Source organism: Kribbella alba, assembly GCF_039529635.1.
GTDB lineage: Bacteria > Actinomycetota > Actinomycetes > Propionibacteriales > Kribbellaceae > Kribbella > Kribbella alba.
The window spans coordinates 226,559-248,798 of the sequence record NZ_BAAANE010000010.1 but is presented as its reverse complement, the minus strand read 5'-3'; the positions used below and the strand labels follow the sequence as shown (position 1 = coordinate 248,798).

Here is a 22,240-nt window from a genome sequence, read left to right as displayed (position 1 = left end):
CAGCGGAGTCGCACGGCGTACGGGCGAGAGAAGCGATGAGATGGTGCGGAGCCGGGTGAGCGCGCCCATCGCACGTTGGTCGGGCAGGCTGCTCGCCAGTGTGGCGATGGTTGCTGCAGTGACCGGCGTCGTCATGCTGCTCAAACCACATGTCCCCGTGCTGAGCCTGTTGGTCCTCTACCTTCTCGCTGTCTTGCCGGTTGCCGTCCTGTGGGGAGCGCGTTTGGCGGCGATCACGTCAGCCGTCAGTATCGCGGTCTTTGCCTTTCTTCTGCCCCCGGATACTTCGGCCCTGGTTGCCGACTCCCGGAACGTAGTGGCGCTGGGAGTGTTCTTGGTGACGGCGGTGGTCGTGGCCGAGCTCGCGGCCCGGTCCCGGCGCTCGGCGGTGGAGTCGGCGCGCCTGACGCAGGAGCAGTCGGCGTTGCGGCGGGTCGCGACACTGGTCGCGCAGTCGGTCCCGCCATCGGCGGTGTTCGAGGCCGTTACGCGGGAGGTCGGCCGGCTCTCCGGTGCAGATCTCGCCCGGATGGAGCGCTATGACGACGACGGGACCGTGACGGGCGTCGCCGCCTGGAGCCGGGGACTCGGCCAGCTGGTCGTCGGAACGCAACTCGACCTCGGCGGGTTGAGTATCGCCCGCGATGTCCGGCGAACCGGCGGCCCTGTCCGGCTCGAGAGTTTCGCCGGCGCCACGGGCGGGATCGCCCAGGAAGCGCGTGCCCTGGGTATCCGCGCGTCGGTAGGTTGCCCCATCGTCGTGGCCGGTCGCCTGTGGGGCGTGATCGCCGCCTCGACGAAAAGTGATACTCCGTTCCCGGCGAACACGGAGTTGCAGATGGCGAGCTTCACCGAGCTCGTCGCCACCGCCGTCGAAAACGCTGAATCGCGCGCGGAGCTTCGCCGCATGCTCGACGAGCAGGCCGCCCTGCGGCGCGTGGCGACACTCGTCGCCGGCGGGGCCGTGCCCGATCGTGTGTTCACTGCGGTGGCCAAGGAGCTCGCTGAGCTGACCGGTGCCGATATCACGGGGATCTTCCGCTTCGAGTCCGATGGGACGGCGACGCTGATGGGGCGCCGCGGCTTGAGCGATGAGGAGATGCGCGTCGGCGCGCGCCTGATGCTGGAGTCGCCCTCGGCTATCGCGTCAGTACAAGCGACTGGCGAGTCCGCACGGTACGACGTGGACGACGCGCTGCTCCAGCGCCTCCCCGAGTTCCTCCGCGAGTGGGGCGTCCAGTCTGCGGTTGCCAGCCCGATCATCGTCGAGGGCCGCTGCTGGGGCGGCATCAGTGTCGCTTCGCGGCAGGGGCCCTTCGGCCCGGCGACCGAGCAGCGCATGGTCGAGTTCACCGAGATCGCCGCCACCGCGATCGCGAACGCGGAGAGCCGCGCACAGCTGACGGCGTCCCGCGCCCGGGTGGTCGCTGCCGGAGATGAGATGCGGCGGCAGGTGGAGCGGGACCTGCACGACGGAGCACAACAACGGCTGGTATCGCTGGCGCTCGAGCTCCGTCTTGCCCGGGACACCGTGCCCGCTGAGCTGCCGGCGCTCAGGGCCGGCTTCGGTCGGGCCGCCCAGGATCTCACCGAGTTGCTGGACGAACTGCGCGAGATTTCGCGTGGCCTGCACCCACCGATCCTGGCCGAAGGCGGTCTCGGCCCGGCGCTGCGGACGCTGGCCCGGCGCTCAGCTGTCCCCGTGCAGTTGCAGGTCGAGACCGAGTCGCGCTATCCAGCGCCGTTGGAGGTGGCGACGTACTTCATCGTTTCCGAGGCGCTCACCAATACGAGCAAGCACGCCGGCGCATCTCGTGCGGAGGTCTCCCTCATGGAGCGAGCCGACACACTGCGGCTGCGCGTCTTCGACGACGGGATCGGCGGGGCAGAACCGCAGGGTGGATCGGGTCTGCTCGGGTTGCGCGACAGGGTCGAGGCTCTCGGCGGTTCGATCGACGTGATCAGCCCGATCGGCCACGGCACGGTGATCATGGCATCACTTCCGATCGAGCGGGCTGAGACGGCAAGCCTCAGTGGGCCGTGACGCAGAGTTCGTTGCCTTCGGGATCGGTCAGCGTCGTGAACCTTTGATAGACCGCCACGACCGTGCCGTTCAGCTCCCGCAGCGGCGCCGGAGTTCACGTCGCGGTTGGGAGGTGGGTACCAGGTTGTCCGGTTCCGTCCTTCGATCGGAGAAGTTGATGTTCGCGATCATTGCCGCTGTGATCTTTGGGTTGGCGCTCATCTTGGATTGGGCTAACGCCTCGGTGAGTGATGCGTTCACGCCACAGACTCTGCTGATGGCTGGGCTGCTATGCATCGCGCTGCACCTGGCCGGCATCGGAACTTCTACCCGCTGGCGCGGTCGCCGGAGGTAGGGAACCCGGGGGCAGTCCCGGCGCATCGACCACGAGGGGATCGGTGTATTCGAAACCCCACGGCGGCCCGGCCGCGATCAGCCACTCGATCGCTGGCAGGCGGTGAAGAGGATGAGTGCCTGGCCGGCCTCGCTGTGGCTGGTGCTGAGCAGGTAGGCGCCGATGAAGAGTGCGGCTGCTGTCGTGAGGTTGAAGTACGCGATGCTGACTCGCTTGATCAGAAACCTGAAGTAGAGCCGCGGATGCCGGTAGAAGAAGATCTCCATCGCCCAGACTGCCGTCAGGATCACCCCCACAATGACGGCCAACACCTGCACTGTCGTGCTCATGGCAACCACCCGCTCGGGCCTAGATATGATACGAGTCTCTGACTATTTCAAGCGAGAGTTGTCTACCGAGGTCGTTGGCCAGATCCTCATGTGCTTCAGGGCTTGAGCCAGGCAGGCAGCTCGGTCGCCGACTTCACCCGTACTGCGGCCTCTCCCGGCTCGGGCGTTTCGAAGTCGGCGAGGTGCTGATCCAGTACTACGTCCGCCACGTCCCGCCGGCCCGCGCTGATCCGATTGTCAGCCCGGCGCCGGCGGATCGTCTCATGGTCCACGTCGAGGTAGACCAGGGTGAACTCCGCGCCGCCTTCGTCCGCCAGAGTTCGCCAGGCGTCCCGGAGGAAACGCAGCGAACTCGTGTCGTCCAGCACCACGTTCCGCCTGGCGGCCAGGAGGGCACGGACTTCGTTGGAGGCAAGTGCGTTGGTGCGGACCCATTCCTCCACGGGGATTCCGTCGCCACCCCACAGGCCGCGGCGCTCGTTGATCTCGTCCAAGCTGACGATGACGGCCTGCAGTGCCGGCGCAATAGCTTGCGCGACGGTGCTCTTGCCTGAGAAGGACGTTCCGCACATCAGCACCAGCCTGGTCACGGGTCGATCCGACCTGGTCGTCCTTGCCGCAGTCAACTGATTTGACCTCAAGTCCGGTTGAGCTAGCAGGATGAAGGGACTCATACGCGACATCGCTGTGGTCAACGTGAACCAGCAGTACGTCCGCCGGGAGGGGTCCACGGCAGACGTACTGCCTGTCGAGCACGGCGGGCCGGTACTTCCTGGCGAAGGACGACGGCAGCTGGCAGCTCGCGGCTGCTCAGAACACGGTCGTAGTACCGGAGGCCTGAACGGGCTCAGGGCATGACTGGTCGGGCGGCGTGTCTCGGGCCGGTCAGCTCACGACGGATGGCGAGGCCGATGGCGACGAACGCCGCGCCCCAGACCAGTGCGGTGATCCCGAGCCAGACGGCGATACCGACGGCTCCGGCGCCCGGATTGGCGACGAACAGGACCCCCAGCAGGATCGAGAGCGCCGCGCTGAGCAGAAGCAGCCAACGGGGTGTCGCCATGTTGGTGCTGAAGGCGCCGACCGCCTCGAACACCCCTCGGACGATGAGCCAGATGCCCAGGATCCAGGTCAGTGTCACCGCCGTCACGGCCGGGCTGAAGATCGCGAAGAACGCCGCGATCAGCGCGATCACACCGATCAACACCAGCCAGACCCTGCTGCCACGCGACTCGGGCTGAAACGCCTGCACGATCGAGCCGACGCCGTCCGTCAACGCCCAGAACCCCCACAGCAGGGCCAGCGCGATCGCTGTCGAGCGTGGCCAGCTGATGGCCAGAATTCCGAAGACGATGGCGATCGCACCACGAACGACGAGCATCTTCCAGCCGGTGTTGAGCCAGTCCCATTCCATCTCCCGACCTCCTCGGTCTGGACGCACCAGAATGTGCGGTTCTCCCCTCATCGTTCTCGCATTCCGAGCCCTCGGCAACGCCCAGATGGGTAGTTCCGGGGCAGATGTGGACAGGCGGGACTGATGTGGCGCCAGGCGGGTATGACAGGCAATTGAGGAGTGCCGGTTCCGGGGGCGGGGCCGGCACCCCTCATCCCCCGAACCCGTCGGACGGCCGCTCAGGTAACGAAACCGACAACATGTATTCGTCTGCGCGCCGAGCCATCGCAGCCGGTGGCGATCGAGTGGTAGGCATGGCGGGCTCGGATTCCAGAAGACCGAGCGACGACTATCCCGCCCCGGGGGGCCGAGGGCGGGTTGGGGGGATTCATGGGAAGAAATCGTGCTGCGCTCGTAGCCGGTGCCGGGCTCGCCGCGATAGTTGTGGCGACCGGATGCGGAAGTACTGCGAACACGCGCGACGCGTCCGCGCCGATCACGGTCACGGCGACGGTGACGACAGAACCGGCCGCTGAAGCATCAAGCGCCACGCCGACGGCCGAAACCTCGAAACCTGCGGGGCTGCTGTCTCAACCTCCGACGACGAAGCCGACCACCAAGGCAACCAAGAAGCCGCCGACCGTCAAACCGACGACTCGGGTCACCAGCACCAGGCCGAAGCCGACGACCAGGCCAACGACGACCAGGCCGACCACGACCAGGCCGACGACGACCAGGCCGACCACGACGAAGCCGACGACGACGTACTACGCGAACTGCGCGGCGGTCCGGGCTGCCGGGGCTGCACCGATCCATCGAGGGGAACCCGGGTATTCGCGCAAGCTCGATCGAGACGGCGACGGCATCGCCTGCGAGACCTGACATTCGACCAGCAGGGCGGCCGCGAGTTGACGAGCTGCGGCGGGTGAGCCGGAGCCGGAGGTTATCGGTCGGTGACGGCTAGTTCGCCTAGCTCGGACCAGTCGTTCTGACCGACCTCGAAGTTGACGATCTTCGGGGTGGCGGCGAGGTATGGCGGCAGCGTCTGCTGAGCCTGCTTGAAGTGGGCGGACTGGACGTGTTCGCCGCCGGCCTCGCCGTCGCGGAACGCCTCGACCAGGACGTATTCGTTCGGGTCGTCGAGGGAGCGGGACCAGTCGAACCACAAGCAGCCGGGCTCACCGCGCGTCGCCGCGGTGAAGTCGGCGGAGATCTCAGGCCAGGCGTCGGCGTGCTCGGGCAGCACCTGGAACTTTGCGGTGATGAAGATCATGAGAGCTCCTAGGATCTGAAGACACGAGTATGCCGATGCTATCGGCGGAGCCCGGGTGCGGTTGTGTCAATTCGAGACCGAGCCCCGGTCAGCGCAGAGTGAAGCCCATGGCCACGGGATCTCGGGGGCCGAACGTGAAGGTTGCTGTGCCGGTGAGGTAGGCGCTGCCTTCGACCTCGGTGACGACCGCTGGGCGGCCCTCGGCGACGACCTCCTCGACGACGCGGCCGAGGAAGGTGGTGCCGATCATCCGCGGCTGGTGGTCACCTCGAGTGCGCGCGTCACGACGTGCGACGGGACGTTGTGGATGGCAACCTTCGAGACCGCGCCCGCGGAACAGGTAACCGGAGGGGATCCGGTTCGACCAGATGCTGCTCGCGATCGTCGACGAGGTCGCCGAGCGGTTCCCGGTGGAGTCGGAGCAGTTCTACCTGCACGGATTCTCCGGCGGCGGCCAGTTCACCCACCGGCTCCGCTACCTGCATCCCGACCGGCTCGCGGCGGCTTCGATCCCGGCGCCGGGGCGGATCACGCAGCTGGACGACAGCCTGCCGTGGTGGCTCGGCACGAAGGGGTTCGAGGAGAAGTTCGGTCAGCCGGTCGACTTCGAGGCGCTGCGCCGGGTGCCGATCCAGCTGGTGGTCGGACCAGACGGGAAGCTGCCGAATCGTTGTCGGCAGCAACGGGAGCGGCTTGGTCAGGCGGCGACGCGGGAGCGGTTCTGCTGGGCCCAGACGGCCCGGCGCAGTTTGAACTTGTCCGGGTAGCCGGCGGCTCTGCCGATCATGTAGACGTCGTGGCTGCGCATGTTGACCATGGCGGCGACGTACCAGACGGGGTTTCCCTCGGCCAGCATGGTGACGATCATCTGGGTGGCGGTGTGCTCGGACATCTCGATCTTCTCCCTGCCTAGTAGGTGCCTTCACTGATACGTCGGATCAGGTCCGGCGATTTAGACACGGGCCGGGGAGATTTTTCTCGGCGGTCTGAGCGGTCGGCGGGGTACCTTCTGAGGAACAGCTGAGAAGAAACGAGCGCCCCGACCAATGATCGGGGCACTCGCCCGTGCGGGTCCCGGGGGGAGTGGGACCTCCACACGTGGGGGGATTTCGAACGTAACCGGTCGGTGGGGTCAGGTCAGAACCATTCCGCGATTCCCCGAACGGGTGTCCGCTCAGCGAACCCCTGCGCCCAACGGTCGCTCCGCCGGGGGAATCCTTGCGTCCGAATGATGGTGGGGCTGGACCCGCGCCTCTTCGGACGCACGGAGTCCCAACGGCCGGCCCCCGGGGATTCTTTGCGTCCGAATGATGGTGGGGCTGGACCCGCGCCTCTTCGGACGCAAGGAAGCCGGGAGCGCCCTGTCACAGGGAGATGATCGCGTCCGCGGCGGAGGCCGTCGCGGCGATCAGGCGGGCGTTGTTCTCGTCGCTGCCGAAGGTGCGCTCGTGGGCCTCGTCGGGCGATCGCCCATGACGCAGATGCCGCTGCTCCAGCCGCTCGTGCCGGACGTCCGCGCTGAGGTCGAGGTACCAGCACGCGTCGAGCAGGGTTCGCCCGGTGGACCACGGTTCCCGGTCGAGCAGGAGGTAGTTCCCCTCGGTGATCACCAGGCTCACCTCGGGCGCGACCGGGATGCTCGCCGCGATCGAGTCCTCCAGGTCGCGATTGAACCGTGGCGCCCAGATCGTCTCGTCGGGGGATCTCTTGAGCCGCTCGAGCAGGGCGACGAACCCGTACCCGTCGAAGGTGTGCGGCGCGCCTTTGACCTCGGCAAGCCCGAGCTCCTCGAGCGCCGCCTGGGCCAGGTGATACCCGTCCATCGGAACCAGCGCGACCTTGTGCCCGTCGGCGATCAGCTGCGCCGCGAGCTGCTCGGCGTACGTCGATTTGCCGGCCGCGGGCGGTCCGGTGATGCCGAGGATCGCGCGGCTTCCACCTGTTGCGAGCTCAACCGCACGGTCGTAAGCCGCTTCGCGTGACGTCATCCCCAGATGTTATTCGCCCAGACCTTGCCCAGGTCGCTCTCGTGGTGGTCAGCGACCAGGCGACGGGCGATCGAGCCGACGGCTTCGAGCTGGAGGGTCTGGTCGTCGTCGGGCAGTCGGAAGCCGAGCGTTGTCACCGTGTCGAGGCAGCGCGCGCTCCCGAGGATCGCCCAGCCTCGCCGCGCTTGTGCAGAGAGGTCGAGGTCCTCGGCCAGAACGAGCTCCCCGCCGACGACGGCTCGCAGTACGGTGCTCAGCCTGCCGCCGGTCTCGCCGTGGCGGCCGAGCACGAGCGACTCACGATGGGCCAGCTCGCAGTCGGCGTCCAGGGTGAGCGACGTCGAGCGGGTCACCTCAGCGTCCGCGGACACCACGAACGGTTCGCCGTGCCAGGTCAGGTGCGCGCCGGCCGTCAGAGTGAGGTCGACATCCCAGCTACTCGACCCCCCACGCATCGCGTAGGCGACGGTGCCGGCCGTCTCGATGATCTCCACCCGGACGGCGCCTTCGACTTTGACCTCGATGCGAACGTGATCCCCGGCCAGCAGCAGCGCACCTGCGGCCACCAGCGCGATCCGGACTATGCCATTCGGAGCAGGCAGCCGACGGGGTGAGAGCAGGCCGGTGGTCAGGACGCAGCGATCGCGAACCGGGTCGGCGACGACCTCAATGCGAGTGAGCATGCGTGTGCGTGATCAGGAGCCCGTCGTCGCCGACGTGCGAGTGCGGCGCCATCGGCCCGGGATCGACCGGTGTATGCCCGCCGCTGCGAACCACTGCTGTCATCGAGAGCACCCAATCCTTGAGTCGGGCGACGGATTCCGCATCGGTCCGCGACAACGCCAGGACCGGCTTGCCGCCGCGAGCTGCTTGGGCATCCGCGACCATCCGCGGGACGTCCACCCCCACGTACGGTGCGAGGTCCGTCTTGTTGACCACCAGCAGATCGGCGCGCGCGATCCCCGGTCCACCCTTGCGGGCCACGTCGCCGCCGCCGGCCACGTCCAGGACGAAGATCTGCGCATCCACGAGAGCGGGGGAGAAGGTGGCCGTCAGGTTGTCCCCGCCGGACTCGACGAGGACCACGTCCAGCGGGGCGAAGTCGCGTTCCAGGTCCTCGACCGCGATCAGGTTCGGTGTCACGTCATCGCGGATCGCTGTATGCGGGCAGGCCCCGGTCTCGACCGCGCGGATCCGCTCTGGGTCGAGTACTCCGGCCGACCTGAGCAGTCGCGCGTCCTCATCGGTGTAGATGTCGTTGGTGATCACGCCGAGTCGTAGTACGGAGGCAAGCTCGCGGCAGACCGTGGCGATCAGCGAGCTCTTGCCGGTGCCGACCGGCCCGGCGACACCGAGCCGGAAGGAACGGTTCCCAGGCTGGTCCGGCTTCTCAGGCATCTCAGGCATGGAACAACCTCATTCTCTCGGTGGCGTGGGCTTGGGCGAAGGCGTCGACCAGCGGAGCGCCGTACGCCGGGATCTCGTCCGGGCTGGTGAATCCTGCGGCGGCGGACGTCAGATCCTCGATGGGTGCATGCAGGGCCGCCAACCACCCGGCCGCCTCGGCAGGGTCGACCGGCAGCAGTTTGAGTGAGGCCGCAACCACGGTCTGCGCGTCGTCATACCCGACCAGCCGCGCTACCTGTTCCGCGGAAAGACCTGTGACCGCGCCGATCGCCCCAACCACCACAGGACGGGCGGTCTCAGTGTCGGCAGTCAGGTGATCGAGCACTGCGGGCCAAACGCGGGCAGCCAATCGCAGGTAGGCCCGACCTTGTCGTCGTGAGGCTGCTCTTAGCGCCTGGCTCGGAGTCCTGGCAGCCCAGGCGGCCTCAACTGGTGACAACGATTGGTTGGCGAGGGCAACTGCTCGTGCGACGGTCGCGACCGCGGCGTCCACTCGGGTGACCGTTCTCAGCCGATCTCGCGCATAGGCGGCGATGTCCTGGTTGCCGTTGGCCCCTAAGCCCGCCCGGACCGCTGGTTCAAGACCTGCGGACTGGGTATGACCGCCGGTCGGCAGGCGGCCGTCGGCAAGCATCAAGGCGACCAATTCGGCTGAGCTCATCAGAACATCGCATAGAGCTGGGCGAGCGGCAGCACCTCGGCCGGCGCGGGTTCGATCAGGTCGCCGTCGACCTTGATCGCGAACGTCTCCGGATCGATCTCGATACTCGGTAGCGCGTCGTTGTTCTTCATCTGTGCCTTGCCCACCTCACGTGTCGGCCGTACTGCGGCCAGCTGCCGGCGCAGCTGCAGGCGTTCGGCGAGCCCGTCGTCCAGGGCCGCGGGGGAAACGAACGTCCGTGACAGGTCGGCCCCGATGGCGTCGCCGAAGGCCGGCCGCATCAGCACGGGTTGAGGCGTCGGGATGGAAGCGTTCGGATCGCCGAGCGCGGCCCAGGCGATCGCGCCACCCTTGACCACCAGCCGCGGCCGGACCCCGAAGTACGCCGGATCCCACAGCACCAGATCGGCCAGCTTGCCGATCTCGACCGAGCCGACCACGTGATCGATGCCATGGGCAACCGCCGGATTGATCGTGTACTTCGCGACGTACCGCCGGGCGCGTTCGTTGTCGGCCGGCAAGCCGGTCCCGAGCGATCCGCGGCGCGCCTTCATCACGTGCGCCACCTGCCAGGTGCGGGTGATCACCTCGCCGATCCGGCCCATCGCCTGGGCGTCCGACGAGGTGATCGACAACGCGCCCAGGTCATGCAGGATGTCCTCGGCCGCGATCGTGGTCGCGCGGATCCGGGACTCGGCGAAAGCCAGGTCCTCGGGGACGTCGGGGCTGAGGTGGTGGCAGACCATCAGCATGTCGAGGTGCTCGGCGACGGTGTTGACGGTGTGCGGCAGGGTCGGATTCGTGGAGCCCGGGATGACGTGTGGCTGGGCGGCGATCGACAGGATGTCCGGCGCGTGCCCGCCGCCCGCTCCCTCGACGTGGAACGCGTGGATCGAGCGGCCCGCGATCGCGCCGAGGGTCGACTCGACGAAGCCCGCCTCGTTCAGGCTGTCGGCGTGCAGGGCGACCTGAAGCCCCCACTCGTCGGCGGCTCTCAGCGCGGCATCGATGGCGGCGGGCGTGGATCCCCAGTCCTCGTGGACCTTGAAGCCGGCGGCGCCCGCGAGCGCCTGCTCGGCGAGACCTTCGGCGCTGACGGTGTTGCCTTTGCCGAGGAGCAGCACGTTGAGGGGGAACGCGTCGAGACTCCGGTGCATTCGCTCGAGATGCCAGGCGCCGGGCGTGACCGTGGTGGCCTTCGACCCTTCGCTCGGACCGGTACCGCCGCCGACGATGGTGGTGATGCCGGTCGCCGACGCCTCGTGGAGCTGCGAGGGCGAGAGCAGGTGGACGTGGGAGTCGATCGCGCCGGCGGTGAGGATCCGGCCCTCGCCCGCGATGATGTCGGTCGATGGGCCGATCTGGAGGTCTGGGTGTACCCCGTCGGCGATGTCCGGGTTGCCGGCGCGACCGAGCGCGACGATCAACCCGTCGCGGATGCCGACGTCGGCCCGCACGATGCCCCACCAGTCGAGCACCAGCACGTTGGTGATGACGGTGTCGGGTGCGCCTTCGGAGCGGGTCGTCGTACCCTGCGCCATCGATTCGCGGATGGACTTCCCGCCGCCGAACACGACCTCCTCGCCGCCTGCGGTGAGGTCCTGCTCGACCTCGATGCACAGATCCGTATCTGCCAGCCGGACCTGATCACCGACCGTCGGACCGTAGAGCGCGGCATAGGCAGCCCGCGAGATCTCAACCACGCTCCACCTGAATCCCCGGCGTCCGCTGCACGGACGTCTCCGAGGCCTGCTTCAGCTGAATCCCCGGCACCCGGCGATTGCCTCGGAGCGCTACGGCCGCCACCTCGCGGGATGCACCCGGCTCGAACCGCTGCGACGTACCGGATGGAATGTCGAGCCGGAACCCCAGCGCGGCGGCCCGATCGAACGCGAGCGCGGAGTTCGCGTCGGGCAGATGCAGGTGCGAGCCGATCTGCACCGGTCGGTCACCGGTGTTGACGATCACCAGCGTCAGTCGTTCGTCGTCAGTCCGGTCCGCGTTGAGCACGATCGAGCCCGGCGCCACTCGTACGGACCCCGGCCTGCGGTCCGGCGCCCCCTGTCCTTCATTGCTAAGTCTACTGGCGCTCGTCATGCTGCTCCTGTTCAGATGATAGGGCTGTGGATAGTGACGAGCTTTCGGCCGTCCGGGAAGGTCGCCTCCACCTGAACGTCGGTGAGCAGTTCGGCGACTCCGTCCATCACGTCTGCGCGCCCGAGCACCCTGCGTCCCGTCTCCATCAGGTCCGAGACGAGGGCGCCTTCGCGGGCGCGCTCGATCACCCAGGTGCTGAGCAGGGCAACAGCCTCGGGGTGGTTGAGCTTCACCCCCCGGGCCAGCCGGTCGCGGGCGACCATGCCGGCCACGGAGAGCAGCAGCTTCTCGGTGTCGGACGGAGTGAAGTTCATGCGGTCGCCGGAAGTACGTGATCGGCCACCTTGTCGGTGCTGAGGCAGAGCGAGCAGACGTACGCGCTGTGCGTCTCGCAGGCCGTCATGTCGGGCCGTTCATAGTCCTGTCGACAGACGTGACAGTGCAGTACTGCGCCCGAGGGGTTGCCGTGCTCGTCGTACATCGGAAGGTCGATGCCGTCGGTGGTCCGGCGCAGGTAGTACTTGCCCCGCGTGGCGATCGCGAGGATCGGCGGGAGCACCAGGGCGAGCACGATCGCGACCAGCGGTGAGTACGGTTTGATCGTGCCGCCCAGACCGCCGAAGAACACCAGGATGGAGACGCCCGCGGCCAGCGCCATCGAGACGAAGCCGACCGGGTTGATCGCGTAGAGCATGCCGCGGCGGAACTCCGGGTGCTTCGGCGAGAGTTTCAGCAGGTACTTGTTGAAGACGATGTCGGAGGCAACGACCACGATCCAGGCCATCCCGCAGTTCGCATAGAAGCCGAGGATGGTGTTCAGGAAGTCGAACATGTTCGCTTCCATCAGCACGAGCGCGATGACCAGGTTGAAGGCAAGGAAGACCAGCCGGCCGGGGTAGTGCCGGGTCAGCCGGGTATAGGAGTTCGTCCAGGCCAGCGAGCCGGAGTACGCGTTCGTCACATTGATCTTGACCTGGCTGATCACGACCAGCACGACTGCGAGCGTCATCGCGAGCCAGCCGGGCAGGAAGCCGCGGTAGATCTCCAGGAACTGGTGCACCGGTTCGTTGGCCACGGATGCGCCGTCGGTCACGTTGGCGATGAGGTAGACGGCCAGGAACAGGCCGATCACCTGCTTGATCGCACCGAAGACCACCCAGCCAGGGCCGGCCAGCAGCATCGCGGTCCACCACCGCCGGGCGTTCTCCGGCGTCTTCGGTGGCATGAAGCGCAGGTAGTCGATCTGCTCGGCGATCTGGGCGATCAGCGAGAGGCAGACGCCGGCTGCGAGGAGCATCGACCCGAGGTTCGTGCTGGAGTTGCTCTCGCCGCGGTAGTCGAAGAAGGTCGACACCGAGTCGGGGTGCGAGACCACGAGGTAGACGAAGGGCAGCACCATCAGGATGAGCCACAGGGGAGTGGTCCACACCTGCAGTGTGGAGAGCACCTTCATGCCATAGATCACCAGCGGGAAGATGACGAGCGTGGACACGGCGTACCCGAGTGCGACTGGGATATGCAGTCCCAGTTCGAGTCCCTGGGCCATGATCGAGCCCTCGAGTGCGAAGAAGATGAACGTGAACGATGCGAAGATCACGTTCGTCACCACCGACCCGTAGTACCCGAAGCCGCTGCCGCGGGTGATCAGGTCGAGGTCGACGTTGTACCGCGCGGCGTAGTAGGCCAGTGGCAGGCCGGTCGCGAAGATGACGACGGCGAAGATCGCGATGCCCCACAGCGCGTTCGTGGTGCCGTAGGAGATGCCGATGTTCGCGCCGATGGCGAAGTCGGCCAGGTAGGCGATGCCGCCCAGGGCCGAGACGGCGACGACGCCGGTCGACCACTTCCGGTAGCTGCGCGGCGCGAACCGCAGCGTGTAGTCCTCGAGAGTTTCGCGGGTGGCGGTGGTCTGTCCTGGAGCGGTCGGCTGCGATCCGGGCCGGTGGTCGATCGAGGGTTCAACGGTCATGGCGAACTCCTGCGGCACCTTCGGGCGGGCTGGTGCACCTGGCCGGCGACGCTGCCGGGGTGATGCACCCGAATGGAAGGAACCTAGGAACGCCCTGTTACCTGCGTGTTGCCGAACCGCTACGTTCGTGTATTTCCAATTGGAAGTAACTGCGGACGTCGAGCTCCAGCTCGCGCTCCGCGGCGCGGAGGCGGCCGGCGACCGTGCTGCCGACGGGGGAGAGCGCGGTGACGATCCGCCGCTTGTCGTCCGGATGGATGCGGCGCAGGACCAGGCCGCGCTCGACCAGCTTGTCGACGTGCCTGGTCAGGCTTGCCGCCGGAAGCACCGCCGCCTCGGCCAGCGCCGACATCGGCTGGCCCGGCTCCTCATGCAGGGCGGACATCACGCGCCATTGCTCGATGGTCAGGGCCAACTCCTCGAGCTGGGGCAGCAGGCCCAGCTCGATCCGGCGCTCGGCCTGCTTGAGCAGGAGGAGCAGGCTGGACGTCATCCGATCTCCTCCTCGGCGTCTCACGGTGCGGCGAATATAACCCAGCGCTCGAAGAATTGCCCTCGGTTCCTGCAGACTGAGAAACCTCAGACCGGCCGTGGTACGGAGGTGCTCGTGCAGATCCAGGACGCACGCCGCCGGGACGTCGTTTCCATCGCCTTCGTCGTCCCGCTCCAGGGTCCGACCGGTATCTACGGTCCGTCCTGCCTGGCCTGCGGACAACTCGCGGTCGAGCAACTCAACGCGCGCACGGGAATCACCGGCCGGCAGATCGAGCTGGTCCAGGTGGACGCCGGGCGACCGCCTTCGGTCGTCGCGGAGGAGGTCGGGCGGCTGGTCGACAGCGGTCGCGTCGACGCGGTCGCAGGCTGGCACATCTCGGCCGTCCGGGTGGCGTTGACCCAGCGGATCGGCGGGCGGGTGGTCTATGCGTTCGCCGCGATGCATGAGGGCAGCGACGACACCCCGGGCGTCTTCATGCTCGGCGAACGCCCGGTCAACCAGTTGCTCCCGGCAACACATTGGATCCGCGAGCAGCGCGGTGTACGCCGCTGGGCGATCGTCGGCAACGACTACGTGTATCCGCGGGTGACGGGGTCGGTCGCGGCGCGGGCGCTGCGCGGTACAGGGTCATCCGTCGTGCAGGCGTCCTATGTTCCGCTCGGGACCACGGCCTTCGGCGATGTGCTCGCGTCAGTGGATCGCGGTAAGGCCGACGGCGTGATCATGCTGCTGATGGGCCAGGACGCGGTGCACTTCAACCGCCAGTTCTCGCGGTTGGGGTTGAGCGACCGACTGCTGCGGCTCAGCCCCGCCATCGAGGAGAACACCTTGCTGGGGGCGGGCGCCGGAGCCAACGAAGGCCTGTACGCCGCGGCCGCGTACTTCGACGGTCTGGAGACGGTCGAGAGCGGGGAGTTCGCCCGCGACTACTACGCCCGCTTCGGTGCTTGGGCGCCGGCGCTCAATGCCGTCGGAGAGTCCTGCTACGAGGCGATCCGCTTCCTCGCCCGGCTCGGCGAGGTGAGCGGATCGATCGATATGTCCTCGGTCGCCGGGCTCTCGTCCGGCCACTTCTACGAGAGCCCGCGGGGACTGATGCGGCTGGACGGCAACCTCGTCGACCAGGACGTCTACCTGGCCGTCGCCGACGGGCTCGAGTTCAAAGTCCAGCAACAGATCTCGCGCACGGGGTGAGGTCACTCGTCCGGCGGAGGTGGCTCTTCGGCGCCTTCGCGTTCGTCGCGTTCGGCCCATTCGAGCAGGGTGTCGATGGAGTACGCGGTGTCGTCGATGGTGGCGTGGAGGTCGCCGAGAGCGGCGAAGCGGGCGGGCACGGTCGCGATGGTGAAGGCCTTGGGGTCGACGTCGTCGATCTCGTCCCAGCTGATCGGGGTCGACACCGTGCCTTCGAGGTTGCCACGGACGGAGTAGGCGCTGGCGATCGTGTGGTCGCGGGCGTTCTGGTTGTAGTCGACGAAGAGCTTCTTCGGATCGCGGTCCTTGCGCCACCAGGTCGTCGTCACGTCATCCGGCGCCCGGCGCTCCACCTCGCGGGCGAATGCCAGCGCCGCACGCCGTACGTCGGAGAAGCCGTGCTCCGGCTTGATCCGCACGTAGATGTGGATCCCGGAACCGCCTGAGGTCTTCGGATAGCCGGTGACCCCCAGGTCGTCGAGGACCTCGTGCGCCACGTGCGCGACCCGGCGTACGCGATCGAACGGGCACTCCGGCATCGGGTCGAGGTCGATCCGCCACTCGTCGGGCTTCTCGGTGTCGGCGCAACGCGAATTCCACGGATGGAACTCGACGGTGGACATCTGGACGGCCCAGACGACGTGGGCGAGTTCGGTGACGCACAGTTCGTCGGCCGTCCGGTTGTACCGCGGGAAATGGACCCGGACGGTCTTCATCCACGGCGGCGCCCCGTGCGGCAGTCGCTTCTGGTGCACCTTCTCGCCGGCGACTCCCTCAGGGAACCGGTGCATCATGCAAGGCCGCTCGTACAGCGCCCGCACGATCCCGTCCCCGACAGAGAGGTAGTAGTTGACGAGGTCGAGCTTGGTCTCGCCGCGCGCAGGGAAGTACACGCGAGCTGGATTGGAGATCCGCACTGTCCGCCCGCCGACCTCCAGCTCGACCGCAGGGCTCTTAGCCTTCGCCGCCTTGGACTCTGCCATGCCGCCAACCTAACCGCCGCAGCCGACATCCGGCAGTAACCAGCCCAGCCCGGTTCTCCGTCAGCCGGACAGTTTCGCGTCTTCTACGATGTCCGACGGCCGCAGGGAAGCCCTGCGGCCGTCGGGGATGTCGACCTGCCAGGGCCTATTGGTTGTCGCCGTCGATGTCGTCGTCCTGGCCGTCCAAGCCGTCGAGCCCGCCCTTGGCCTGGTCGACTCCCTGGTCGATCTGATCGGAGTACTTGCCTCCGGTCTTCTCGTCGGCGAAGTCACCTGCCTTGTCGAGGCCCTCACCGACCTTGTCGCCGTGGTCGTCGACGAGATCCGAAGCCTTGTCCTTCAGGTTGTCGAACATGCTCATGGGGTGAAATTCCTTTCGATTGACTGGATGCGTTCGTCTGGCCGGCGAACTGTGCCGCCTCGGCCGCGGATCCAACACCCCCTCCGCAGGGTGTGCGATCGTTGCCAATGTCACCGAAGCCTGATCCTTCGTCGAACGGCTTCGTCGTCATTGCCTCCCTCGCGAGGTGTTGGCAGGCCGCCGTCACTGTGGGTGAGTTGGTGGTGACAAGTTGTGTTCAGTTACTGTTCCTACCGAACCGACCCCCTTGAATGCAAGGGGTTCAGCCGTGTGTTGGCTCAGAGTTCGGACTTGCCGCGACGCGGCAACCTGATGCGGACAGCAAGTGATCGTGGTGATCGATGAATCCGCTCAAGCAGATAAGGCCGACCGAATAGTTGCTCAGCACAAATGACTCGATCGCAGCGGCTAGTACGGCAGCCGTAGTTCGTGATGATGCCTTTCGGCGGAGGAGCCGCGGAGGGCTGGGTGGTGTGGCCTTGACCAAGAGTGGGGACCTGGGACAGGTAGTCGGGGCCTTGAACACGTTATTTCGTGTCCGCGGCCCCTGTTTGGTGTTCAAGGTCGCCGCTTCGTGACCGCTGCGCAGTCTGAGCCTGTCCCTGCAACATCACAAAGTCCGGCTGCAGCACTAGCTTGCCGAGCGCAACGAAACTCTGTCGTCGCACTCGATCATCCAGACCGACAAAGGGAGCCGAGGTGACGGACGCTTCAGGCGAGGCGGGTCAGCCAGCCGCGGGGGTCGGGGGTACGACCGTACTGAAGGTCCAGCAGGGTGGAACGGATGGAGGCGGTGACCGGGCCGACGCCGTGGTTGACGGAATGGTCGCCGATGGTCAGGTCGCCTTCGGTCCAGGCGAGGCGGCCGATCGGGGTGATCACCGCGGCCGTGCCGGAGGCGAACACCTCGGTGATCTCGCCGCTGCGGATGCCGTCGCGCCACTCGTCCGCCGAAATGCGGCGTTCCTCGACCTTGTGCCCGAGGTCAGCGGCGAGCTCCAGCACCGAGGCCCGAGTGACGCCCTCCAGGATCGAGCCGGACAACTCGGGCGTAACGATGCGCCCGTCGGAGTACACGAAGAACAGGTTCATGCTTCCGCTCTCCTCGATCCACCGGCGCTCGACCGCATCGAGGTAAGCCACCTGATTGCAGCCGTTCGCGGTCGCCTCGGCCAGTGCGGCCAGGCTAGCGGCGTAGTTGCCGCCGCACTTGGCAGCGCCTGTGCCGCCCGGGGTCGCACGGATGGAGGTCGTCGACAGCCAGATGGAGACCGGCTTGGGGCCGGTGTCGAAGTACGGACCGGCGGGCGAGGCTATGACCCCGAACAGGACCTCTCCGGCCGGCCGCACGCTCAGCGCGGCTTCGGTGGCGATCATGTAGGGCCGCAGGTAGAGGCTGGTCTCGCCACTACCGGCCTCGGGCACCCACACCTCGTCCACAGTGACCAGTGCGCGCAACGCGGAGACGAACTCGTCCTGCGGCACATCGGGCAGCGCAAGTCGCTGCGCGCTCCGGCTGAACCGGGCAGCGTTGACCTCCGGCCGGAACGCCCACACAGAGCCGTCCGCGTGCCGGTAAGCCTTGAGGCCTTCGAAGATCTCCTGCGCGTAGTGCAGTACCGCGGCGGCAGGGCTCACCTTGAGCGGCGCATACGGCGTCACCTTCTGGTCGTGCCAGCCGCGCTCGGTGGTCCACCAGGCAAGCACCATGTGGTCGGTGAACGCCTGCCCGAAGCCAGGCTTGGCAAGCACCGCCGTCCGCGCCTCTGCCGTTGCCGGATCGCTCCGCAACTCGACCTCGAAGTTCCACGCGTCTGTCACTGTCGCTCCCCGGTTCGCACCTGTCACGCACCGCACGCTACCCCTGCGCCCGGGCAGAGCTCGACCCACTGCCCACACTGCGGTTCAGGTACGGCCGGCGCGTCAGCAGCTCGCGATAGTCCCGCACGGCCGCCCTGCCAAGCTCCTTCCCTTGCACTGCGGACAGCACGCGGCCGGCAGCGTCGTACAGATAGTGCGTGTGCCACTGATCCGGCAGCTCAACCAGCACACGCATCGCCATCGCCAGCCCAGCTGCAACCTCGCCGTCCAACACCAGGCACCGCGCCAGCCCCAACTCGAACCCAGCCCGCTCCCCGACGTGCTCCACCGGGCAGAGCTCGAGCGCCCGCTCCAACACCACATAGCCCGCGCCCGTGTACCCCAGCTCGCAGCAGACGGAGCCTTCGACCCCATGCAGCTTGTACGCGGCCCAGCCGAACACCGAGGTTGCCCCGCCAACCTCGGCAGGTAGATCCCCAGCGACGCCAAGCAGCTCCCGCAGAGCCTCATGTGCGTCGCCACCCCGACCCAACCGCGCGAGAACCAGAGCACGTGCCGCCAGAGCCCGCGCCCCACAACTTGGCTGGCCTGACAACTCCGGCCCGGCTCCTGCGAGAACCAGCGCTTCGTCGGCGAGGTGCAAGAGGTCCGGCAGCGGCCGATGCTCCGACAGGGCGCTGGTCGCCTCCCAGCCCCGGACCAGGCTCCGGGTCAAGGGCTCGCCGGAACCATCGGCGGTCATGCGGCCCGTCCGCCACCACCGTCCTGCGGCTCGGATCCTTCCCAGCGCGCTCAGGGTCAAAGCGATGAGCACGCTCAGCTCAGCAGCCGGCACTGCGAGGACCGCAGCGGTGTCCGTCCGGAGAAGTTGAAGGTCCGCCATGAGCTCCGGCAGCAGCTCAGCAGGCGGGGTCGTGTGGAAGTCGGCAGTGTGGTTCGAGATGACAGCGGCCCATTCGTTGACCGGCTGTGCCCCGCCGAAGCTGCTTGCGAGGCCGTGACGAGCCACCTCCAACACGTCGACTCCCGCTGGTGCGGCGGACGGTCCACTGGACTGCCCAGCGAGCCGGCCGGTCCTGGGCCGTTCAGTGGCGACTTCCTGGGAGTGGAGCTGGAGGTAGGCGGCTGTGAGGGTCGTGCCTGTGTTCAGTTCGCGGTCACAGAGTTGTGCGAGTTGAGTGGAGCCCGGGCGCTGGCCGCGCTCTACCTGCGATAGGTAGCTGTGGTCGTAGCCCACTCGGGTTGCAAGTTGCCGCAAGCTGAGTGCGGCCGCCTGGCGGGACTGCCTCAATTGCATGCCGAACGCTGCCTCAGCCACAGGAACCTCCCCGTTCGCCGACCCTCTGGTTACGCCTGGTGGTTGCGGTGCGTGCTGGCGACGCTACAACTGCCTACCGACAGAAACTGTTCTGCTGCAGCCGGCCTGCGCTACGGGACTGGGTAAGGGCAGTGTGGGCTGTTCTGGTAGCCCACAGCTCACACCTGTTGGCCGCGGTCTGAGCTGGTGAAACTCTGTTCATGGACAGACAGAACATGGCGCAGCAGAAGCCGCGGCTGTTCCTGCTTGTCCGGCACACACATGTGTCCGGCCTGCGGGGGACAGGCACGCTGGCGGAGGGTGTTGAGTGGTCTGACGGGGCGGTGACGCTGCGCTGGCGTGGGCGGTCTGGCAAGACGTCTGTGTGGGACGGCGGGGTCGATGCGCTGTTGGCAGCACACGGGCGCGGCGGACGTACTCAGGTGCACTGGATTGCCGCTGCACCCTCGTCAATTGCTGCCACAGCCCGGACCCGTGCTGCCGGTGGACCTGCGCCGCGGGCGGGGTCGATACAGGGGGCTGTCGGTGGGGTGTGGATTCCGGCGCCGGGTGCGGACGGGTTGTGTAGGCGATGTGGGCGGGTTTGGCCGTGCCTTGCGTGTGGGCCCTGACGGGGCTTCTCGTCGTCCAGGGCGATCGGCGCGCCAGTGGCGAACAGCTGTCAGCAACGTCGGGTTTCGGACAGGGGCGGGAATCCGACGGCCCGATCCATTGACCGGGAGTTTAGGAACCTCTCTACTAAATGCACCCCCACCGCTCCGGAGGTCCGGTCATGCGTTCTCGCTGTCTTGCTGTGGTCGTCGCTCTGCTGGTCGTGCTGACCGGGTTGGTGACCGGCGCCACCAGCGCCCAGGCCGCGAACCTGCTCACCAACCCGGGCTTCGAGGCCGGTTCGCTCAGCGGCTGGACGTGCGCGGGCGGTTCGGTGGTCTCGAGTCCGGTGCACTCGGGCAGCTATGCCTTGAACGGCGCGGTGTCGAGTTCGGACTTCGCGCAGTGCAGCCAGACGGTCGCGGTGCAGCCCAACACGGCGTACACGCTCTCGGCCTGGGTGCGCGGCAGCTACGTCTACCTAGGTGTCACTGGCGGTGCCTCCACCTGGACACCGTCGGCCACTGGCTACACGCAGCTGACAGTCGCCTTCACCTCCGCGGCCAGCCAGACGTCAGCACAGATTTACGTGCACGGGTGGTACGGCCAACCGGCCTACCAGGCGGATGACGTCAATCTGGACGGTCCCGGAGGCAACCCGCCACCTGGTGGAGCCCCGGGCCTCCCTGGCACGCCGACAGTCACCAGTACTACGAACAGCGCGATCTCCCTGGCCTGGGGAGCATCCACGGGAACAGTCACTGGTTATCGCGTCTACGAAGGGTCCACCGCGGTCAAGACGGTCGCAACCACCACGGCCACGGTGGATGGGCTTACTGCCTGTACTAGCCACAGCTACTCGGTAGCGGCGTACAACAGCAACGGTGAATCCGCGAAAACAGCCGCAACCTCAGGCACTACTACCGGCTGCACCGACACCGGCCTGCCGAAGCACGCGCTGATCGGCTACCTGCACGCGAGTTTCGCCAACGGCTCCGGGTACATCCGGATGGCCGACATCCCCGCGGCCTGGAACATCATCAACCTGTCCTTCGGCGAGCCGACCTCCGTGACCTCAGGTGACATCCGCTTCAACAGGTGCCCGGCGAGCGAGTGCCCCAACGTCGAGAGCGAGGCCGACTTCATCGCGGCGATCAGGGCGAAACAGTCCGCCGGCAAGAAGGTGCTGATCTCCATCGGCGGCGCGAACGGCCAGGTCCAGCTGACCACTGCGGCGGCCCGCGACACTTTCGTCAGCTCGGTCAGCGCCATCATCGACCGCTACGGCCTGGATGGGCTCGACATCGACTTCGAGGGCCACTCGCTCTACCTCAACGCCGGTGACACCGACTTCCGCAACCCGACCACGCCGGTGATCGTGAACCTGATCTCCGCGCTGAAGTCGCTGAAGGCCCGCTATGGCGCGAAGTTCGTGCTGACGATGGCGCCGGAGACGTTCTTCGTCCAGATCGGGTACCAGTTCTACGGCGGCTCGAACGGCGGCGATAACCGGACCGGCTCTTATCTACCGGTGATCCACGCATTGCGTGACTCGCTCACCGTCCTGCACGTCCAGGACTACAACTCCGGGCCCGTGATGGGACTCGACAACCAGTACCACACCATGGGCGGCGCCGATTTCCACATCGCGATGACCGACATGATCAAGGCAGGCTTCCCCGTGGCGAACACCGGGCAGACCTTTCCAGGACTCCGTCAGGACCAGATCGCAGTCGGTCTGCCGGCCGCAGTCAGCGCAGGGAACGGCTACACCGCCCCCGCAGCCGTTCACGATGCGCTCGACTGTCTGGTGAAGGGCCAGAACTGCGGCGGATACACGCTGCGCGGCGGGGTCTCCCCGTCGTTCCGCGGGCTGATGACGTGGTCGATCAACTGGGACCGCTACTACAACTGGGAGTTCCAGAACAGCCACGCGCCGTACCTCGCGGCACTGCCGTGACGGGCGCCGTCAGGGCGGCCT

The 22,240-nt window shown here is 67.2% G+C and carries 24 protein-coding genes and 2 pseudogenes; 5 read left to right on the top strand and 21 right to left on the bottom strand.

The features are described 5' to 3' along the window. Positions 1 to 55: 55 nt before the first annotated feature. Positions 56 to 2,044 carry a sensor histidine kinase gene (locus ABD210_RS28310; protein ID WP_344115489.1) on the top strand — a complete coding sequence of 663 codons (1,989 nt, stop codon included), beginning with the start codon at positions 56 to 58 and terminating at the stop codon, positions 2,042 to 2,044. Positions 2,045 to 2,455: 411 nt separating this feature from the next. Here the strand turns inward: ABD210_RS28310 and ABD210_RS28305 are convergent, their stop codons facing one another. From ABD210_RS28305 to ABD210_RS28290, 4 genes are all read right to left on the bottom strand, one after another. Beyond that, positions 2,456 to 2,707, bottom strand: a complete 252-nt coding sequence (locus tag ABD210_RS28305) for a hypothetical protein (RefSeq protein WP_344115487.1) — start codon at positions 2,705 to 2,707, stop codon at positions 2,456 to 2,458. A gap of 95 nt (positions 2,708 to 2,802) precedes the next feature. Continuing rightward, positions 2,803 to 3,297: an AAA family ATPase gene (locus tag ABD210_RS28300; RefSeq protein WP_344115486.1), complete on the bottom strand. Its 495-nt coding sequence runs from the start codon at positions 3,295 to 3,297 to the stop codon at positions 2,803 to 2,805. A 257-nt stretch (positions 3,298 to 3,554) separates the two neighbouring features. Continuing rightward, positions 3,555 to 4,121: an HdeD family acid-resistance protein gene (locus ABD210_RS28295; protein ID WP_344115485.1), complete on the bottom strand. Its 567-nt coding sequence runs from the start codon at positions 4,119 to 4,121 to the stop codon at positions 3,555 to 3,557. A gap of 569 nt (positions 4,122 to 4,690) precedes the next feature. After that, positions 4,691 to 4,846, bottom strand: a complete 156-nt coding sequence (locus ABD210_RS28290) for a hypothetical protein (protein ID WP_344115609.1) — start codon at positions 4,844 to 4,846, stop codon at positions 4,691 to 4,693. Positions 4,847 to 4,880: 34 nt separating this feature from the next. Between ABD210_RS28290 and ABD210_RS28285 the strand changes: the two are divergent. Continuing rightward, positions 4,881 to 4,982: pseudogene (locus ABD210_RS28285) on the top strand (excalibur calcium-binding domain-containing protein); the annotation flags it as partial. A 61-nt stretch (positions 4,983 to 5,043) separates the two neighbouring features. Here the strand turns inward: ABD210_RS28285 and ABD210_RS28280 are convergent. Together ABD210_RS28280 and ABD210_RS28275 are read right to left on the bottom strand one after the other, a co-directional pair. Further along, positions 5,044 to 5,373, bottom strand: a complete 330-nt coding sequence (locus ABD210_RS28280) for a putative quinol monooxygenase (protein ID WP_344115484.1) — start codon at positions 5,371 to 5,373, stop codon at positions 5,044 to 5,046. Between the two features lie 88 nt (positions 5,374 to 5,461). Continuing rightward, on the bottom strand, positions 5,462 to 5,623 hold the full coding sequence (locus tag ABD210_RS28275; RefSeq protein ID WP_344115482.1) for a proline racemase family protein: 162 nt from the start codon (positions 5,621 to 5,623) through the stop codon (positions 5,462 to 5,464). Between the two features lie 118 nt (positions 5,624 to 5,741). Here ABD210_RS28275 and ABD210_RS28270 point away from each other — a divergent pair, with 118 nt between their 5' ends. Further along, a complete protein-coding gene (locus ABD210_RS28270) occupies positions 5,742 to 6,140 on the top strand; it encodes a hypothetical protein (RefSeq protein WP_344115480.1) in 399 nt (132 codons plus the stop codon). Here the strand turns inward: ABD210_RS28270 and ABD210_RS28265 are convergent. The 10 genes from ABD210_RS28265 to ABD210_RS28220 all read right to left on the bottom strand — a co-directional run bounded on the left by ABD210_RS28265 (position 6,071) and on the right by ABD210_RS28220 (position 13,988). Beyond that, positions 6,071 to 6,265 carry a hypothetical protein gene (locus ABD210_RS28265; RefSeq protein WP_344115478.1) on the bottom strand — a complete coding sequence of 65 codons (195 nt, stop codon included), beginning with the start codon at positions 6,263 to 6,265 and terminating at the stop codon, positions 6,071 to 6,073. The genes ABD210_RS28270 and ABD210_RS28265 overlap by 70 nt on opposite strands. Before the next feature lie 472 nt (positions 6,266 to 6,737). Next, positions 6,738 to 7,361: a nucleoside/nucleotide kinase family protein gene (locus ABD210_RS28260; RefSeq protein ID WP_344115476.1), complete on the bottom strand. Its 624-nt coding sequence runs from the start codon at positions 7,359 to 7,361 to the stop codon at positions 6,738 to 6,740. Beyond that, complete coding sequence (locus ABD210_RS28255) at positions 7,358 to 8,044, bottom strand: urease accessory protein UreD (protein WP_344115474.1); 687 nt, start codon at positions 8,042 to 8,044, stop codon at positions 7,358 to 7,360. Before ABD210_RS28255 ends, ABD210_RS28260 begins: the two co-directional genes overlap by 4 nt. Continuing rightward, positions 8,028 to 8,768, bottom strand: coding sequence for an urease accessory protein UreG (gene ureG, locus ABD210_RS28250; protein WP_344115472.1), 741 nt, complete (start codon positions 8,766 to 8,768; stop codon positions 8,028 to 8,030). The genes ABD210_RS28255 and ureG overlap by 17 nt, the downstream gene beginning before the upstream one ends. Beyond that, positions 8,761 to 9,429, bottom strand: coding sequence for an urease accessory protein UreF (locus ABD210_RS28245; protein WP_344115470.1), 669 nt, complete (start codon positions 9,427 to 9,429; stop codon positions 8,761 to 8,763). Before ABD210_RS28245 ends, ureG begins: the two co-directional genes overlap by 8 nt. After that, on the bottom strand, positions 9,429 to 11,132 hold the full coding sequence (locus ABD210_RS28240; RefSeq protein ID WP_344115469.1) for an urease subunit alpha: 1,704 nt from the start codon (positions 11,130 to 11,132) through the stop codon (positions 9,429 to 9,431). The genes ABD210_RS28245 and ABD210_RS28240 overlap by 1 nt, the downstream gene beginning before the upstream one ends. Continuing rightward, entirely contained in the window at positions 11,125 to 11,526 is a 402-nt protein-coding gene (ureB, locus tag ABD210_RS28235) for an urease subunit beta (protein ID WP_344115467.1), read from the bottom strand. The genes ABD210_RS28240 and ureB overlap by 8 nt, the downstream gene beginning before the upstream one ends. Before the next feature lie 11 nt (positions 11,527 to 11,537). After that, on the bottom strand, positions 11,538 to 11,840 hold the full coding sequence (locus ABD210_RS28230) for an urease subunit gamma (RefSeq protein WP_344115465.1): 303 nt from the start codon (positions 11,838 to 11,840) through the stop codon (positions 11,538 to 11,540). Continuing rightward, entirely contained in the window at positions 11,837 to 13,495 is a 1,659-nt protein-coding gene (locus ABD210_RS28225) for a purine-cytosine permease family protein (RefSeq protein ID WP_344115464.1), read from the bottom strand. The genes ABD210_RS28230 and ABD210_RS28225 overlap by 4 nt, the downstream gene beginning before the upstream one ends. Positions 13,496 to 13,592: 97 nt before the next feature. Then, positions 13,593 to 13,988, bottom strand: a complete 396-nt coding sequence (locus tag ABD210_RS28220) for a MarR family winged helix-turn-helix transcriptional regulator (protein WP_344115463.1) — start codon at positions 13,986 to 13,988, stop codon at positions 13,593 to 13,595. 114 nt (positions 13,989 to 14,102) lie between these two features. Between ABD210_RS28220 and ABD210_RS28215 the strand changes: the two genes are divergently transcribed. Further along, entirely contained in the window at positions 14,103 to 15,185 is a 1,083-nt protein-coding gene (locus ABD210_RS28215; RefSeq protein WP_344115461.1) for a substrate-binding domain-containing protein, read from the top strand. 2 nt (positions 15,186 to 15,187) lie between these two features. Here ABD210_RS28215 and ligD read toward each other — a convergent pair whose 3' ends face one another. The 5 genes and pseudogenes from ligD to ABD210_RS28190 form a co-directional block, all read right to left on the bottom strand. Next, a complete protein-coding gene (gene ligD / locus ABD210_RS28210; protein WP_344115459.1) occupies positions 15,188 to 16,168 on the bottom strand; it encodes a non-homologous end-joining DNA ligase in 981 nt (326 codons plus the stop codon). 145 nt (positions 16,169 to 16,313) lie between these two features. Further along, on the bottom strand, positions 16,314 to 16,529 hold the full coding sequence (locus ABD210_RS28205) for an antitoxin (RefSeq protein WP_344115458.1): 216 nt from the start codon (positions 16,527 to 16,529) through the stop codon (positions 16,314 to 16,316). 711 nt (positions 16,530 to 17,240) lie between these two features. After that, positions 17,241 to 18,386, bottom strand: coding sequence for a branched-chain amino acid aminotransferase (locus ABD210_RS28200; protein WP_344115456.1), 1,146 nt, complete (start codon positions 18,384 to 18,386; stop codon positions 17,241 to 17,243). 1 nt (position 18,387) lies between these two features. Continuing rightward, complete coding sequence (locus ABD210_RS28195) at positions 18,388 to 19,359, bottom strand: XRE family transcriptional regulator (RefSeq protein ID WP_344115607.1); 972 nt, start codon at positions 19,357 to 19,359, stop codon at positions 18,388 to 18,390. 159 nt (positions 19,360 to 19,518) lie between these two features. Then, a pseudogene (locus ABD210_RS28190) lies at positions 19,519 to 19,647 on the bottom strand (helix-turn-helix domain-containing protein); the annotation flags it as partial. 793 nt (positions 19,648 to 20,440) lie between these two features. On the opposite strand from ABD210_RS28190, the gene ABD210_RS28185 reads away from it, so the two are divergent. After that, the gene (locus ABD210_RS28185) at positions 20,441 to 22,219 is read left to right on the top strand and encodes a chitinase (RefSeq protein WP_344115455.1); all 1,779 of its coding nucleotides are present in this window, start codon (positions 20,441 to 20,443) and stop codon (positions 22,217 to 22,219) included. Positions 22,220 to 22,240 lie beyond the last annotated feature (21 nt).